This window comes from Polynucleobacter sp. MWH-Jannik1A5 (genome assembly GCF_018881795.1).
In the GTDB taxonomy this organism is placed as follows: Bacteria; Pseudomonadota; Gammaproteobacteria; order Burkholderiales; family Burkholderiaceae; genus Polynucleobacter.
In genome coordinates this window covers 448718-462884 of record NZ_JACVPQ010000001.1, presented here as the reverse complement: position 1 = coordinate 462884, position 14167 = coordinate 448718, and the positions used below count along the sequence as shown (strand labels likewise).

The window sequence follows — 14167 nt, the reverse complement described above, 5'->3', positions numbered from 1 at the left end:
ATTGAAAAAACCACCTTTTGGTGGTTTTTTTGTTCTTGGTGGACTCGGTTTATAATTTCATAAGTAATTGAATTGAAAGGGATTATTCCCTTAATTCCACTTTTTCTGGTTTGTTAGTCCCAATGGGGTCTGGACAATGCCTGGGGTGGTTTAAATCAAGCCATTGCCCTACATGACAGTCGATAACTCTTCCACCTCCAGCAACTCTGCCTTGGCGCTTGAAGCGCGAGCTCTTGCTTGTGTACGCGGTGAAAGAAGATTGTTTGAAGATCTTCACTTAAAGGTTTCTGGTGGAGAGTGCCTTCATGTGCGCGGAGAAAATGGCGTTGGAAAAACTAGCTTACTCAGACTCCTGACGGGTTTATCAAAGCCAGAGGCTGGCGAGATTTTTTGGAATGGAATATCTATTGCTAAAGATGTTTCTGCTTATCATCGCGAACTCTTGTTTATGGGACATCGCGACGCCTTAAAGGAAGATCTCACTGCGCTAGAAAATTTACAGATCTATGCTGCATTAGATGATATTCAATTGCTAGGCGAGAAGGCTTTATCAGCCCTCTGGCGCTTTGGATTACGTGGGCGTGAACACTTGCCAGTCAATTGTTTGTCGGCTGGGCAAAAGCGTCGCGTCTTGATGGCACGCATGCTGACGCGGCAAGCAAAGCTATGGATTCTTGACGAACCATTTAATGCGCTGGATATTCATGCTGTGCAAGCCTTGCAAGATCTTATTGCAGAGCATGTGAAGCTTGGGGGCTTGGTGGTATTGACTAGCCATCAAGAGGTAAATCTTCCTCATGTGAGGACGCTTGATTTATGAAGGCTTTACTAACGATCATTCATCGCGATCTGTTGCTGGTTATGCGCCGCAAGAGCGAAGTGCTAACGGCCTTATTCTTTTTTGTCGTTGTAACCAGTTTATTTCCTCTGGGGATTGGTGCGGATGCTGCATTATTGCGAAAAATCGCACCAGGCGTTCTTTGGGTTGCGGCCTTGCTTTCTACATTATTAGGTTTGCATCGAATGTTTGCGGCCGATTATCAGGATGGTTCTTTAGAGCAGCTGGTTTTGTCGCCTCAACCTCTGGCGCTACTAGTGGCCGGAAAAATTATTGCCCACTGGATTGTGTGTGGCCTACCGCTGGTACTTTTAGCCCCTATTATTGGTATTCAGTTTGATTTAGATGCCAGCTCTTTATATGTGCTGATGGGCACTCTTTTATTGGGTACTCCAGTGCTATCCTTGCTAGGCTCAATAGGGGCTGCATTGACCTTGGGGGTGAGGGGTGGCAGCGTTTTATTAAGTTTATTGATACTGCCTTTATTTATTCCAGTCCTCATTTTTGGTGCTGGCGCTGTATACGCTAATAGTGTGGGCTTGGATGCATCGGGCCATTTTTCATTGCTGGGCGCATTATTGATTTTGGCTTTAGCATTTGTTCCTTGGGTAAGTACTGCTGCTGTAAAGATTGCGATTGAATGAGTCAAACAAATCACTTTTCTAATAACCGCCTGATTAACTGGTTTAAGTTATCTAGCCCCAGCACCTTTTATCCGGTGGCGGGAAAGCTCATCCCATTCTTTTGGGTTTTGACATTGCTATTTGGCGCTATTGGTTTATGGGTAAGTTTTTTTGTTGCTCCAGTGGACGCCGTTCAAGGGCAGGGCTATCGCATTATCTTTATCCATGTGCCAGCCTCATGGATGTCGATGTTTATCTATTTAGTGATGGCTGCTTGGGCGGGGCTCGGGCTTGTTTTTAATACCCGCTTGTCTGCCATGATGGCGCAGGCACTTGCGCCAATTGGCGCCTGGATGGCGTTTCTGTCTTTATGGACTGGTGCGTTTTGGGGCAAGCCAATGTGGGGTACATGGTGGGTATGGGATGCACGACTCACATCAGAGCTGATTCTATTGTTTCTTTATTTGGGCTTTATTGCCTTACGAGCCGCTATCGACGATCCGCGTCGCGCTGATAAAGCTAGTGCAATTTTGGCATTAGTTGGCGTAGTTAATGTACCCATTATTTACTTTTCAGTGAAATGGTGGAATACCTTGCATCAAGGGGCTTCCGTTTCTTTGACTAAATCACCAGCAATGGCTCAAACCATGCTCTGGGGAATGCTATTGATGGCCTTGTGTTTCTGGATGTACACCATTGCAGTCACCTTAATGCGAGTGAGGGCAATCATTTTGGAGCGTGAAGCCCATGCGGATTGGGTGAGACAATCAATTGAGGTGAAAAGCTAATGTGGAATAGTCCTTCCGAGTTTTTTGCTATGGGCGGTTACGCACTCTATGTGTGGAGCAGTTTTGGCATTTGTGCCTTGGTTTTGATATTGGAGCCTCTATTTGTGCGCGCTCGTTTTAGGGCGATTGTGCGCAGGTTGAAGCAACAGCAGCTAGCAGAACAGTTTGATAAAGAGATTGGTAAGTGAAACCTAGACATAAACGCGCATTGATTATTATTGGCGCACTCCTGGCGATTGGAGTTGCTGCCATGTTGATCTTGAATGCGCTTAATAGCAATATCGCTTTGTATGTCACTCCTAGTGAGGTTGCTGCAGGTAAAGCGCCTCAAGGTCAAACTTTTAGAATTGGTGGCATGGTGAAGGATGGCTCGGTAAAACGTGATGGCCTCACTGTGCACTTTGAGATCACTGATCTCGTGAAAGATATTCCAGTTGCCTATACCGGCATTCTTCCCGATTTATTTAAAGAGGGTAAAGGTGCGGTGATTCAAGGTCGCATGAATGCGAATGGTGAATTTATTGCCAGTGAGGTGCTCGCGAAACATGATGAGAATTACATGCCACCTGAAGCCAAACATGCTTTAGATCAGGCGCAGAAAAACGGAAGCGCTAAATGATTCCAGAGTTTGGGCATTACGCATTAGTTCTAGCGCTTTGTATTTCTCTTGTGCAAGGGGTTCTGCCTTTGGTGGGCGCCCACTTTGGCCGCCGAGACTGGCTAGTTCTCGCAAGACCTACCGCCCAAACCGTTTTCTTACTACTGGCGATTTCCTTTGGAATATTGGCTTGGAGTTTTTACAGCAATGATTTTTCTGTGCTCTATGTTGCTGAGCACTCTAATTCACAAATGCCGGTGATTTATCGATTGGGTGCGGTATGGGGTGGCCATGAAGGGTCGCTCTTATTGTGGATCTTCTTGCTGGCTACGTGGACTATCTTGGTGGCGCAACTCTCAAAAGCCTTGGATGATTTCATGGTGGCGCGCGTAATCGGCGTACTGGGATTGGTTACCAGCGGTTTGCTGTTATTTGTTTTAACTACCTCCAATCCATTTGAACGTTTATTGCCGGCTGCTCAAGATGGGCGATCGCTAAATCCACTGCTTCAGGATCCAGGTTTGGTATTTCATCCGCCAATGTTGTACATGGGCTATGTTGGTTTTTCAGTAGCCTTTGCTTTTGCGATAGCCTCTTTGTTGTCAGGCAGATTAGATGCAGCATGGGCACGTTGGTCACGTCCATGGACTACAGCTGCCTGGGTTTTCTTGACTCTGGGTATTGCCCTGGGTTCTTGGTGGGCTTATTACGAATTAGGTTGGGGCGGTTGGTGGTTCTGGGACCCAGTTGAGAACGCCTCATTTATTCCTTGGCTGGTAGGCACTGCCTTATTGCACTCATTGGCTGTTACTGAAAAGCGTGGCGGGTTCAAGAGTTGGACCGTGCTTTTGGCAATTACAGCATTCTCTTTATCATTGCTGGGCACCTTCTTAGTTCGCTCCGGTGTATTGACCTCGGTGCATGCGTTTGCAACTGATCCTCGGCGCGGTATTTTTATCCTGATCTTTTTATCACTAGTAGTTGGATCTTCTCTGGTGCTTTACGCGTGGCGCGCACCTAAAAGTACGATGGGCGGTAAATTTAATCTCAGCTCAAGAGAGACATTTATCTTGCTTGGGAATGTTTTTCTGGTCGTCTCGGCTGGATCTGTCTTACTGGGCACACTCTATCCTTTATTAATTGATGCTTTGCATCTGGGTAAGATTTCTGTAGGCCCTCCGTATTTCAATAGCGTCTTTGTTCCCATCATGGTTCCTTTATTGGTGTTGATGGGCATTGGCCCTTGGGCAAGCTGGAAACAGAGCAACTTGCTCAGCATCATCAAGCGTCTTTGGCTTGCAGGTGCCGTTGCTTTAGTGGCTGGCGTTGCGATTCCTTTAGTCATGGGGCAATTTACTTGGCTTGCAGGTATGGGCTTCATGTTGGCTTTTTGGGTCATCGCGTCAGGCTGCATGCAAATCGTTCGTCAAGCAAAGGCTGGTAAGCCTACTCGCTCCTTTATCGGCATGCAGGTAGCGCACCTAGGTATTGCGGTGTTTGTAATTGGCGTCACGATGGTGGGCGCTTATCAGGAAGAGAAAGATGTACGTATGTCAGCTGGTGACACGGTCACGGTTGGCGGCTATCAAATTCAGTTGCAAGGTGTTAATCCTGCTCGCGGCCCTAATTACCAGGCAATGCGCGGTACCTTCTTGCTGTCAAAAGATGGTGGTTCGCCCACCAGTCTTTATCCTGAAAAGAGAAGTTACTTCTCATCTACGATGCCGATGACTGAGGCGGCAATTGACGCAGGACTGACTCGCGATATTTATGTATCTTTGGGTGAAGAGTTGGGAGATCAATCCTGGGCGGTGCGTGTCTACTACAAGCCTTTTGTTGATTGGATCTGGGGTGGCTGTTTACTGATGGCTTTGGGCGGAGTATTGGCTATTTCGGATAGGCGTTATCGAATGAAGTTAAAGAGCAAGCTCTCATGAAAGCAAAATTCTTAATTCCGCTTGTATTGTTTACAGGCTTGGTAGTTTTCTTAGCTATTGGTCTCAATCGTGATCCTCATGAAGTACCTTCACCATTAATTAACAAGGCCGCCCCGGCGTTTGAAGTTGCTCAACTTTCTGAACCCAATAAAACATTCTCACCAGAAAGCATGAAGGGTCAAGTGTGGGTCCTGAATGTTTGGGCCTCATGGTGTGTAGCTTGTCGTGAAGAACATCCCGTATTAGTTGAGCTGGCTAAGTCTCAAATAGCGCCAGTCATTGGCTTAGATTACAAAGATAAGCGTGAAGATGCACTGGCTATGTTGGCAAAACAGGGCAACCCTTATGTACTCTCTGCCTTTGATGGCAATGGTCGCGTTGGCATTGATTACGGAGTGTATGGTGTGCCTGAGACCTACATTATTGATAAAGCAGGCGTGATTCGCTTTAAGCATATTGGTCCATTGACGATCAATTTATTGAATCAAAAAATCTACCCTATGCTCAGCGAGCTTAAAAAATCATGAAGCAGATTTTTCTAGCTATATTATTTGCATTAAGTCTTGGTAGTGGATATGCCAAGGATGCAGCGCCTCTTGCGGATGATCCTGTAACAGAGCAGCGCCTCATTAGCATTTCAGAGGAAATGCGTTGCTTAGTTTGTCAGAATGAATCATTGGCTGGCTCACGTTCTGATTTAGCGAATGATTTGCGCCGTGAAATTCGTATTCTGATTAGTGAAGGCAAGACTGATGATCAAATTCGCTCATTCATGGTTGAGCGTTATGGTGATTTTGTACTCTATCGTCCGCCAGTCAAGCCATTGACTTGGTTGCTTTGGATTGGACCGTTCATCATTCTCGGCATTGGTATTGCAGGTCTCTTAATGTATTTGCGACGCAGAAACAGTAGCGTTCCTACCGTCATACTGACGGATGCTGACAATCAAAAAATCGACGCATTGTTAAATGCGGCTGATAAGAAAGAAGGATGAATTTAGTGACTAGCTTTTTGATTCCTGCTTTTTTGCTCTTGGTTCTGGTATTGGTATTGGTTCTAAGACCTTTTATATTTCCTGCAAAGAGTGCGGCAACATCACGTCGCCAGATGAATGCTGCTATTTATCGAGAAGAGCTTGAAAAGTTGGAAGCAGAACATCTTGCAGGAACAATTAGTTCTGCTGACTATGAAATTGCCCATGCTGAAATGCGCCAGCGCCTTTTTCAAGATACGATCGTAGAAGATGATCACGAAGTAGCGGGTTCTGCGAAAAAAACAGCTATTGGGTTGTGCATATTTATTGTTTTGCTTTCATCCGCCCTCTATTTTTCTTTGGGGGATGTGGTTCGGATAGCGCAAAAAAATTCAGAGACACCGGTTACCCAAGAGGGCGTTGAAAAAATGGTGGCTGAATTTGCTGCCAAGATGGAGAAGGATCCAGGTAATCTGAAGGGCTGGGCGATGTTGGCTCGCTCTTACCGAATCTTGGGCCGTAATGAGGATGCGGCTAAAGCTTATGCCCGTGCTGGCGACTTCATCAATTCGGATCCGCAATTATTAGCTGATTACGCAGATGTATTGGCCACTAATGCAAACGGTAACTTTGCTGGAAAACCTTTGCAGTTAATCAATCAAGCCTTAAAACTGGATCCTGATAATTTGATGGCGCTATGGCTTTCAGGAACTGCAGCGTATAGCGCTGGTAATTACAAGGCTGCGGTTCAAACTTGGGAAAAATTAGCAAAGCAGATACCATCAGATACTGATGAGGCACGCGCTATTCAGGGATCAATTGCTGAGGCTCGTTCTAAAGGTGGCCTTTCTTCTTCCGCTCCCGCTTCGGTGGCCAGCAAAGCGATTAGTGGCAAGGTTGAACTGTCTGCTGATTTGAAGTCTAAGGTTAAATCGGGAGACATCGTAATGGTGATTGCTCGTAAGCCTGGTGAACGCATGCCAGTAGCGGTTCTAAAGGTGGCAGCTAGCGATTTTCCAATGAGCTTCACTTTGAATGACGCCTTGGCAATGAATCCAAGTGCGCCACTTTCTCAATTATCTGAGGCAAGTGTAGAGGTACGCATCTCGAAAACTGGAATGGCAAAGCCCGAAGCAGGAGATCTCATCTCATCGGCGCAGACAGTTAAAGTTGGTGCAAGCAATGTTCGCCTGCTGATCGATCAAGTACGTCAGTAAAGTTTTAGCCTCTACCTACAAATGGCATATTGGTTGCCATAATTGTCATCGACAGAATATTGCTCTCCAGCGGCAGTTGAGCCATATGAAGTACTGCTTCCCCAACGTGATCAACGTCCATGCGGGGTTCTACCTTAATAGATTGATCGGCCTGCAGAATTCCAGCAGCCATGCGCTCAGTCATCTCGGTTGCTGCATTCCCAATATCAATTTGACCGCAGGCAATATTAAAAGGGCGCCCATCCAATGCAATTGTTTTGGTTAAGCCGCTGATGGCATGTTTTGTGGCGGTATATGGTGCTGACATAGGCCGTGGTGCATGAGCAGAGATTGAGCCATTATTAATAATTCTGCCTCCTTGAGGTGATTGTGCTTTCATCATGCGAATCGCTTCTTGTGAGCAGAGGAATGCACCGCAAAGATTGGTATTCACAACGTTCATCCACTGTTCATAGCTCAAGTCTTCCATAGGGATTGCAGGAGCGCCCATGCCGGCATTGTTGAATAAAACATCGATGCGACCAAACTTATTACTAAGGGCTGTAAATAGCTTTTTGACCGCATCAGGTTTGCCAACATCACAAGCAACCGCCAAACAATTGCTTTGGTCGCCGCCTATATCGGTAATGGCTTTTTCTAATTTATCAATACTGCGCCCCGTCAACACTACGCAATAGCCCCCCTTAAGCAGGGCCTTGGCTGCAGCCTTACCAATTCCAGTTCCCGCTCCGGTGACTAGGGCTACCTTAGTTTTTGCTGAATTCTTCATGGTTTCTGGGGCGTCTAAAAAGCCTCATCTTATCTTGATTTGCATGAATGGTTTTGAAACCTTTTCCTAATGCCATGCACGGGGCATAATGCAAAAAACATAAGAGGCTTCAATGAATTTCATCAAAAGGCAAATATACAATCCACTGGCTTTGGCAGCATCCTTTATTGCGCTGCTGATCATTCTTTTTGGGGTGCTATGGATCTTAGTACCTCCACCACCAAAGTCTATCGAGCTAGCCACGGGATTTCCTACCGGTCTCTACTACCAATTTGGAGAGCGTTTAAAAGCAGAGTTATCTAAAGATGGTGTTGATCTTAAAGTGCGCTCTACTGGTGGAACTATCGATAACTTGGTCCTCTTAAATGATCCAAAAACTGGAGTAGATTTTGCGATGGTGCAAGGTGGGGTCGCTAACATTAGCGAATATCCCAATTTGGTTTCGATAGCAGGCATGTTTTACGAGCCAATTTGGGTTTGGTATCGCGAAGGTACTTTTAAAAGTGATGGCGGCCAACTAAAAATATTGAGTCAGCTAAAAGGAAAAAGAGTCTCTATTGGCAACGAAGGAAGTGGCACGCTGGCGCTCACCAAGGATTTATTACAGGTTAGCGGCATTACTGACAAGGATATAGATGCGCAAAAACTGAAGCCTGATGAAGCGCTTGCAAAGTTCAGTGCTGGTGAATTAGATGCTGTATTTATTGTGGCAGCAGCGGAAGCGCCAATTTTGAAAAAGTTTTACTCTATTCCCGGTATTCGCTTGATGAACTTTGATCAGGCTGATGCTTACACTCGCAATCTTCCCTATTTATCTAAGGTTACCGTGCCCAGAGGATTGTTGAGCATTCAATATGATCAGCCTCGTCAGGATATTCAGGTGATGGCCGCTACTGCGACCTTAGTGGCGCACGATAATGCGAGCCCTGCACTAATATCACTTTTGCTTGGCGCTTCATATGATATTTTGAAATCATATTCACGCCTGCAAAAGACTGGCGAGTTTCCATCGGGTACTGGATTGGATTTTCCTTTGGATGTGGATGCAGAGATCTATCTAAAAGATGGTCCTTCATTCCTGCATCGCCACCTTCCTTTTTGGACTGCAGTTTGGGCGGGACGTTTTGTCAAGATTGTTATTCCGCTTTTAGTGATTTTGATCCCCTTGTTTACTTACATCCCAACTACGAAAAATTTCTTATTACGATTGAAGTTGGCTCAGGTGTATGAGGAGCTCAAGGTGATTGAGAGGAATGCTCAAAATCCAGCGCTTAAAGAGAAGAATTTTAAAGATCTAGAGGCTATCGAAAAGCGGGTTGGTAATATCAAGGTATCAATGTTGGACGCCAAAGAACTATATGACCTTAAAGGGCATGTGGGTGAGGTGCGTGTACGTTTAAATCTAGTTCATTAAGGTAAGGGGATATAAAAAGTAAAACTGCTTTTGCTTACTGCCCTAAAATAAAACTATGACGATTGCCGGCCTTGCGCCTCCATTAACCCCTCTAAAGCAGATAGATCAAGCTTTACTCGATGACGGCTTTGCGGTGGTATCTGCTGAGACTGTGGCTCAATTTAGTCATGTCGATCTGGCCAAACTACAAGGCCTCGCCAAGTTTTGGGAAGACTTGCCCCGGGACCCCTATTTAAAGGATGGCGGTCGCTATCGTTTCCGTCGTCATGCTAGTTATCAAATCAAGGGCGATGAACTTACGTTAGTTCCGCATCGCGCACATTGGCAATCACTTGATTACAACGCGCTTCACGGCGGTATTGAGCGCTGGTTTGAGCCTATCCAAAATGACTTGTTGAGTAGTCCTGCTTGGCAATCGGTATTGCTTGGGCTTGCTCATATCTTAAATGGCTTAAAGCCTGTTAATACTTGGTTTGTAGAAGCGCATCAATTTCGGATTGATACAACCGATGGTATTGGTCGCCCGACTCCTGAGGGGGCACATCGCGATGGTGTAGATTTTGTAGCAGTCTTCTTATTAGATCGTTCAGGTATCAAGGGTGGTGAGACGAGAATATTTGATGCCTCAGGCTCGGCGGGTTTGCGCTTTACTTTGACAGAACCTTGGTCTTTATTGCTAATGAATGATCAGCGCATGATTCATGAATCAACGCCTATTCAGCCGCTAACAAAATACGGCTACCGAGATACCTTAGTCTTAACTTACCGCTCTAACGGTTTCCAAGATTCCCCGAATATTAGTCAGCAATAAAGCCCGGGAGTTGCTCTGGCACTATTCCATAATCATCAATGGAATTGCCTAGCCTGCTGTAAATATCTTGTTTTTGACGATCTAACAAGCCTATTGTGTTCTGGGCGAGTAGAATGAGTTTACGTTTCTTCTGATTATCTATGCGCATTCGTTCTGCTGGCTACACCCCTCTTATGCTGATGGCACAAACTTGTGCCTTATTGGGTTTTGCCTGCTATGCCGTAGTTCTCACTACCCTCCAAGAGGAATGGCACCTCACAAATTTACAGTCAGGATTGATTGCCAGTGCTTTTTTCTTTGGTTATATGCTGGCAGTTCCATTAGCAACTGCATTGACCGATCGAGTGGATGCTCGCAAGGTGTATTTAGTAGGTGGACTTTCTGCTGTCTGCGGCCTATTGGGTATGGGCTTATTAGCTTATAACTTTTGGACAGCACTAATATTCATGGCTTTAAATGGCGCCGGACTTGCTGGCACGTATATGCCGGGCCTCAAAATTTTGTCTGATCGTATTCAGTCAGGCGAGCTAACACGACACATTGCTTTTTATACCGCTTTCTTTGGCATTGGCACTGGCTTTTCTTATTTATGCTCTGGTTGGATTCTGAGTGCGCTGGGTTGGCAATATGTATTTGGGCTCATCGCCTTAGGACCGCTTGCTGCATTTCTACTTGTTTTGCTATTTATCCCAGCATTGCAGCATGAGAAGTGGAAGGGTCCAATCAATATACGTCTGCACGATATCTTTCCAGTTGATAAATGGAAGCTAGTTTTGCAAGATAAAAATGCAGCAGGATTTATTTTTGGCTATACCGCTCACACATTAGAACTCTTTGCCTCAAGGAGTTGGATTGTTGCCTTCTTTGCTTTTTGCGCTGTAGCATCAGGAGAATCTTTTTTTCTGGCTGCTACGACTCTAGCCGGAGTGATTAATTTCTTTGGTGTGCCTGCTTCAATACTGGGTAATGAAATTGCTTTAAGAGTGGGTCGTCAGAAGTGGGTTTGTATTGTGATGCTGACCAGTGCTGTATTAGGCATTGCATTTGCTTGCTCAACAGGCCAATCATGGTGGTTAATTGTTGCTCTAGCTATTGGACATGCTATTTTCATCATGGCAGATTCCTCAACACTTACTGCGGGCCTGGTGATTAGCGCACAAGAAAATATTAAAGGAGCTGCCATGGGCCTTCACTCATTGATGGGCTTTGGCGGCGGCCTATTGGGCCCTGCAATTTTTGGCTTTGTTCTGGATATCTCTGGTTCGCGTACCTCACAAGTAGCTTGGGTCTGGGCATATGTTGCTGTCGTGATATGGGGTGTTCTATTTGTCATCTACGAGCGACGAAGAGGTTGGGGTAGCGCAGTACGTGCTTGAGTAACCAAATGGATAAAACAAATTCTCTGGCTTGTTATCACTGCTCAAGCCATATTCTCCCAGATGATTTAATCGAGGCAGAATTAGGGGGAGAGCCTCGATCATTTTGCTGCCCAGGCTGCATGGCTATTGCACAAACGATTCATGGTGAGGGTCTTGAGGTTTTTTACGCCCGACGATCACAGGCTGGTGATAAGCCGGCAGCCTATCTTGCTAGCAATGAAATCCCAGAAAAGCTGAAGCCTTATGACGATCCTTCTTTGCGAGGCCGCTTTACTCGTTCATCTGAAGGCGAGGACAGTCTAGAGACCACTCTGCGATTAGAAAAAATTCGATGTGCAGCTTGCGTGTGGTTATGTGAACAACATTTGCGTCGTAATGCTGGTGTTCAAGATGTGCAAATTAATTACGTTACTCAAAAAGTGATGGTGCGTTTCTCACCAGAAAAAACAAGCTTAGCAAGACTCCTTTTTGAAATTGAACGGATTGGCTATGAAGCTTGGCCATTCGAACCATCTCAATCATTGGATAGGGCGAAAAAAGAGAGGCGACAGCTTCTGTCACGTCTTGGCGTAGCAATGTTGGGCATGATGCAAGTCATGATGTATGCATGGCCAACCTATGTGGACGCTGATATCACCCCTGAGTTTGAAGTGCTTTTAGGTTGGACTAGTTGGATGCTAACCGTACCGGTTATGGTGTATTCAGCAGGGCCAATATTTCAAGCAGCTTGGCGCAGTGTCCAGTCCTTTAGGCAAACGCATATGCTGGGTATGGATGTACCAATTGCATTGGCGCTTGCATTGGCTTTCATCGCCGGCACAATTAACTTAATCAATGGCTCTAGTCAAAGTTATTTTGATTCAATCACAATGTTTGTAGCATTTATCTTGGCTGCAAGATATGTTGAATTACTAGCTAGACAAGATGTGCAGGGTGGGGCGGAGGCTTTGGCAAAACAATTACCTGCTACCTGCGAGCGTGCAATCGATTACCCAGCTTCACAAGAGATAGAGGTTGTTCCAGTAGTAAATTGCGATCCTGGTCAGATATTACGAGTATCCCCTGGAGAGGTGGTGCCTGCTGATGGTGTTTTGGTTGAAAATGTGAGCGCTTTGGATGAGTCCTTATTGACCGGTGAATCTAAACCAGTTGATAAGAAAATTGGTGATCGCGTGTATGCAGGTACACATAACATTCTTAATCCATTCTTTATGAAAATTGATGCGGTAGGTCAATCCACTCGTATCGCAGGAATTGCATCTCTACTGGATCAAGCATTACTTGCAAAGCCAGTGATGGTTAGTCTTGCTGAAAAGTGGGCCGCCTATTTCGTTGCGTTCCTATTATTCAGTGCATTTGCTTCATCAGCGATTTGGCTTTACTTTGATCCTGCTCGCGCATGGACTGTTTTAGTTTCGGTACTAGTTGCGAGTTGTCCTTGTGCTTTATCACTTGCAGTCCCAACAGCCATGGCAGCAGCTCAAGGCGCTGTAACTAAATTAGGTTTACTGATCGTGCGTGGCCATGTGATGGAGGGTTTAGTGAAGGCTACGGATTTGGTTCTTGATAAAACCGGTACTCTAACAATGGGTCAGCCAGAGTTACAAGAAATCATCAATCTTCGTGCGGGTTATCGGCGTGAGGATGCGCTTGCTTTAGCGGCGGCCTTGGAGTCAGGGCAAAGGCATCCACTGGCGCTTTCTTTATTGCGTGCTACTGAAAAAGAAAATCTTTCGATACCTTTATTGAGTGAGCCTGTCATTAATCTTTTAGGTCGAGGCTTAAGTTCTGGATCTTATAGGCTCGGAAGTGCTCTATGGCTGGGTGTAGAGCAGAGCTCTCAGTTAGGTCAATATGGTCAAGTGCATTTGGCCGACGAGCAAGGATTGATCGCCAGCTTTGTTTTCTTGGACACGCCAAGAGTTGGTTTGGAGGAATTCTTAAAAGTGGTGAAGTCTAGAAATATTGCCGTACATTTAGTTTCAGGCGATGATCGTGATACGGTTGCTTGGTGGGCTCATCATGTTGGTATTGAATCCCACAGAGGCGGCTGCACTCCCGAAGATAAGTATGATTACATTGAACGCTTGCAAAAAGAAGGACGTTTTATTTGGGCCATTGGTGATGGCGTAAACGATGCTCCATTGCTGGCGCGAGCAGATATCTCAATTGCCGTTGGTGCGGGTGCACCATTAGCTGCTGCAGGCGCTGATGCCATTTTGACGGCCGTCTCTCTAGAGCCCTTAGCAAAAACGCTTTTATTAGCAGATAAAACCCAAGCCATTATTAAGGAAAACTTATTATGGGCTTTGATTTACAACTTGTTAGCTATTCCGGCGGCAATGATGGGTTGGGTTAATCCTTGGGTTGCGGGAATCGGCATGTCGCTTTCTTCGCTTGCGGTGACCTTAAATGCCTGGCGTTTGCGAAAAGCTTAGACTATAGGGATGGAAAGCCTTTTTCTACTCATCCCTATTTCGCTGGTTCTGATTGGCCTATTGGTCTGGATTTTGAACTGGTCCATTAAGAGCGGTCAGTTTGATGATTTGGATGGTCCAGGCGAAGCCATTCTGATGGATGATGATACTCCGAAGTCTAAATAAGTTAGTAGGCACTATCAATTAAAGTCATATATTTAATATGATTTAGAAAATAAAGCATTTTATTTCCCAGGGGCTCCAATTTGCCCCATCCTTTTTGACATAGATCAAACTCCCTTAATGACCTTACTTTGATAATCGATCCAATCTATTTGGATTATGTCGTTGTTTGGTCACAAAAAAGGAGAAACCATGGGACTTACCGTGGGGAGTAATCAAG

General features: G+C 45.5%; 15 protein-coding genes. 14 read left to right on the top strand and 1 reads right to left on the bottom strand.

Annotated features, from left to right (window positions below):
* Positions 1-172 precede the first annotated feature (172 nt).
* Genes ccmA through ccmI form a run of 9 tightly spaced genes read left to right on the top strand, consistent with a single transcriptional unit; the run spans position 173 to position 6974 of the window.
* Positions 173-820, top strand: a complete 648-nt coding sequence (ccmA, locus tag ICN23_RS02280) for a cytochrome c biogenesis heme-transporting ATPase CcmA (protein ID WP_216230735.1) — start codon at positions 173-175, stop codon at positions 818-820.
* Positions 817-1482 carry a heme exporter protein CcmB gene (gene ccmB, locus ICN23_RS02275; RefSeq protein WP_216230734.1) on the top strand — a complete coding sequence of 222 codons (666 nt, stop codon included), beginning with the start codon at positions 817-819 and terminating at the stop codon, positions 1480-1482. Before ccmA ends, ccmB begins: the two co-directional genes overlap by 4 nt.
* On the top strand, positions 1479-2249 hold the full coding sequence (locus ICN23_RS02270) for a heme ABC transporter permease (RefSeq protein ID WP_216230733.1): 771 nt from the start codon (positions 1479-1481) through the stop codon (positions 2247-2249). Before ccmB ends, ICN23_RS02270 begins: the two co-directional genes overlap by 4 nt.
* The gene (gene ccmD, locus ICN23_RS02265; protein WP_216230732.1) at positions 2249-2437 is read left to right on the top strand and encodes a heme exporter protein CcmD; all 189 of its coding nucleotides are present in this window, start codon (positions 2249-2251) and stop codon (positions 2435-2437) included. The genes ICN23_RS02270 and ccmD overlap by 1 nt, the downstream gene beginning before the upstream one ends.
* On the top strand, positions 2434-2868 hold the full coding sequence (ccmE, locus tag ICN23_RS02260) for a cytochrome c maturation protein CcmE (protein WP_216230731.1): 435 nt from the start codon (positions 2434-2436) through the stop codon (positions 2866-2868). Before ccmD ends, ccmE begins: the two co-directional genes overlap by 4 nt.
* Entirely contained in the window at positions 2865-4784 is a 1920-nt protein-coding gene (locus ICN23_RS02255) for a heme lyase CcmF/NrfE family subunit (protein WP_216230730.1), read from the top strand. The genes ccmE and ICN23_RS02255 overlap by 4 nt, the downstream gene beginning before the upstream one ends.
* Positions 4781-5311: a DsbE family thiol:disulfide interchange protein gene (locus ICN23_RS02250; protein WP_216230729.1), complete on the top strand. Its 531-nt coding sequence runs from the start codon at positions 4781-4783 to the stop codon at positions 5309-5311. Before ICN23_RS02255 ends, ICN23_RS02250 begins: the two co-directional genes overlap by 4 nt.
* On the top strand, positions 5308-5778 hold the full coding sequence (locus ICN23_RS02245) for a cytochrome c-type biogenesis protein (RefSeq protein WP_216230728.1): 471 nt from the start codon (positions 5308-5310) through the stop codon (positions 5776-5778). Before ICN23_RS02250 ends, ICN23_RS02245 begins: the two co-directional genes overlap by 4 nt.
* Positions 5775-6974, top strand: coding sequence for a c-type cytochrome biogenesis protein CcmI (gene ccmI, locus ICN23_RS02240; RefSeq protein WP_216230727.1), 1200 nt, complete (start codon positions 5775-5777; stop codon positions 6972-6974). The genes ICN23_RS02245 and ccmI overlap by 4 nt, the downstream gene beginning before the upstream one ends.
* Positions 6975-6978: 4 nt before the next feature.
* On the opposite strand, the gene ICN23_RS02235 is transcribed toward ccmI, so the two are convergent.
* The gene (locus tag ICN23_RS02235) at positions 6979-7743 is read right to left on the bottom strand and encodes an SDR family oxidoreductase (protein WP_216230726.1); all 765 of its coding nucleotides are present in this window, start codon (positions 7741-7743) and stop codon (positions 6979-6981) included.
* A gap of 112 nt (positions 7744-7855) precedes the next feature.
* On the opposite strand from ICN23_RS02235, the gene ICN23_RS02230 reads away from it, so the two are divergent.
* The 5 genes from ICN23_RS02230 to ccoS all read left to right on the top strand — a co-directional run bounded on the left by ICN23_RS02230 (position 7856) and on the right by ccoS (position 13950).
* Positions 7856-9157 carry a TAXI family TRAP transporter solute-binding subunit gene (locus ICN23_RS02230; protein WP_216230725.1) on the top strand — a complete coding sequence of 434 codons (1302 nt, stop codon included), beginning with the start codon at positions 7856-7858 and terminating at the stop codon, positions 9155-9157.
* A 55-nt stretch (positions 9158-9212) separates the two neighbouring features.
* Positions 9213-9968 (top strand): 2OG-Fe dioxygenase family protein, encoded by a 756-nt coding sequence (locus ICN23_RS02225; protein WP_216230724.1) that lies wholly within the window; start codon positions 9213-9215, stop codon positions 9966-9968.
* 140 nt (positions 9969-10108) lie between these two features.
* Positions 10109-11344, top strand: a complete 1236-nt coding sequence (locus ICN23_RS02220) for an MFS transporter (protein WP_216230723.1) — start codon at positions 10109-10111, stop codon at positions 11342-11344.
* An 8-nt stretch (positions 11345-11352) separates the two neighbouring features.
* A complete protein-coding gene (locus ICN23_RS02215; RefSeq protein ID WP_216230722.1) occupies positions 11353-13785 on the top strand; it encodes a heavy metal translocating P-type ATPase in 2433 nt (810 codons plus the stop codon).
* 9 nt (positions 13786-13794) lie between these two features.
* Positions 13795-13950: a cbb3-type cytochrome oxidase assembly protein CcoS gene (gene ccoS / locus ICN23_RS02210; RefSeq protein WP_216223553.1), complete on the top strand. Its 156-nt coding sequence runs from the start codon at positions 13795-13797 to the stop codon at positions 13948-13950.
* Positions 13951-14167: the final 217 nt, after the last annotated feature.

What these genes read in the sequence shown, in the direction of transcription:
- ccoS (WP_216223553.1), top strand. Translation starts at nt 13,795, where the DNA reads ATGGAAAGCCTTTTTCTACTCATCCCTATTTCGCTGGTTCTGATTGGC.
- ICN23_RS02270 (WP_216230733.1), top strand. Translation starts at nt 1,479, where the DNA reads ATGAGTCAAACAAATCACTTTTCTAATAACCGCCTGATTAACTGGTTT.
- ccmB (WP_216230734.1), top strand. Translation starts at nt 817, where the DNA reads ATGAAGGCTTTACTAACGATCATTCATCGCGATCTGTTGCTGGTTATG.
- ICN23_RS02245 (WP_216230728.1), top strand. Translation starts at nt 5,308, where the DNA reads ATGAAGCAGATTTTTCTAGCTATATTATTTGCATTAAGTCTTGGTAGT.
- ccmI (WP_216230727.1), top strand. Translation starts at nt 5,775, where the DNA reads ATGAATTTAGTGACTAGCTTTTTGATTCCTGCTTTTTTGCTCTTGGTT.
- ICN23_RS02250 (WP_216230729.1), top strand. Translation starts at nt 4,781, where the DNA reads ATGAAAGCAAAATTCTTAATTCCGCTTGTATTGTTTACAGGCTTGGTA.
- ICN23_RS02220 (WP_216230723.1), top strand. Translation starts at nt 10,109, where the DNA reads ATGCGCATTCGTTCTGCTGGCTACACCCCTCTTATGCTGATGGCACAA.
- ICN23_RS02215 (WP_216230722.1), top strand. Translation starts at nt 11,353, where the DNA reads ATGGATAAAACAAATTCTCTGGCTTGTTATCACTGCTCAAGCCATATT.
- ICN23_RS02225 (WP_216230724.1), top strand. Translation starts at nt 9,213, where the DNA reads ATGACGATTGCCGGCCTTGCGCCTCCATTAACCCCTCTAAAGCAGATA.
- ccmD (WP_216230732.1), top strand. Translation starts at nt 2,249, where the DNA reads ATGTGGAATAGTCCTTCCGAGTTTTTTGCTATGGGCGGTTACGCACTC.
- ccmA (WP_216230735.1), top strand. Translation starts at nt 173, where the DNA reads ATGACAGTCGATAACTCTTCCACCTCCAGCAACTCTGCCTTGGCGCTT.
- ICN23_RS02235 (WP_216230726.1), bottom strand. Translation starts at nt 7,743, where the DNA reads ATGAAGAATTCAGCAAAAACTAAGGTAGCCCTAGTCACCGGAGCGGGA.
- ICN23_RS02255 (WP_216230730.1), top strand. Translation starts at nt 2,865, where the DNA reads ATGATTCCAGAGTTTGGGCATTACGCATTAGTTCTAGCGCTTTGTATT.
- ICN23_RS02230 (WP_216230725.1), top strand. Translation starts at nt 7,856, where the DNA reads ATGAATTTCATCAAAAGGCAAATATACAATCCACTGGCTTTGGCAGCA.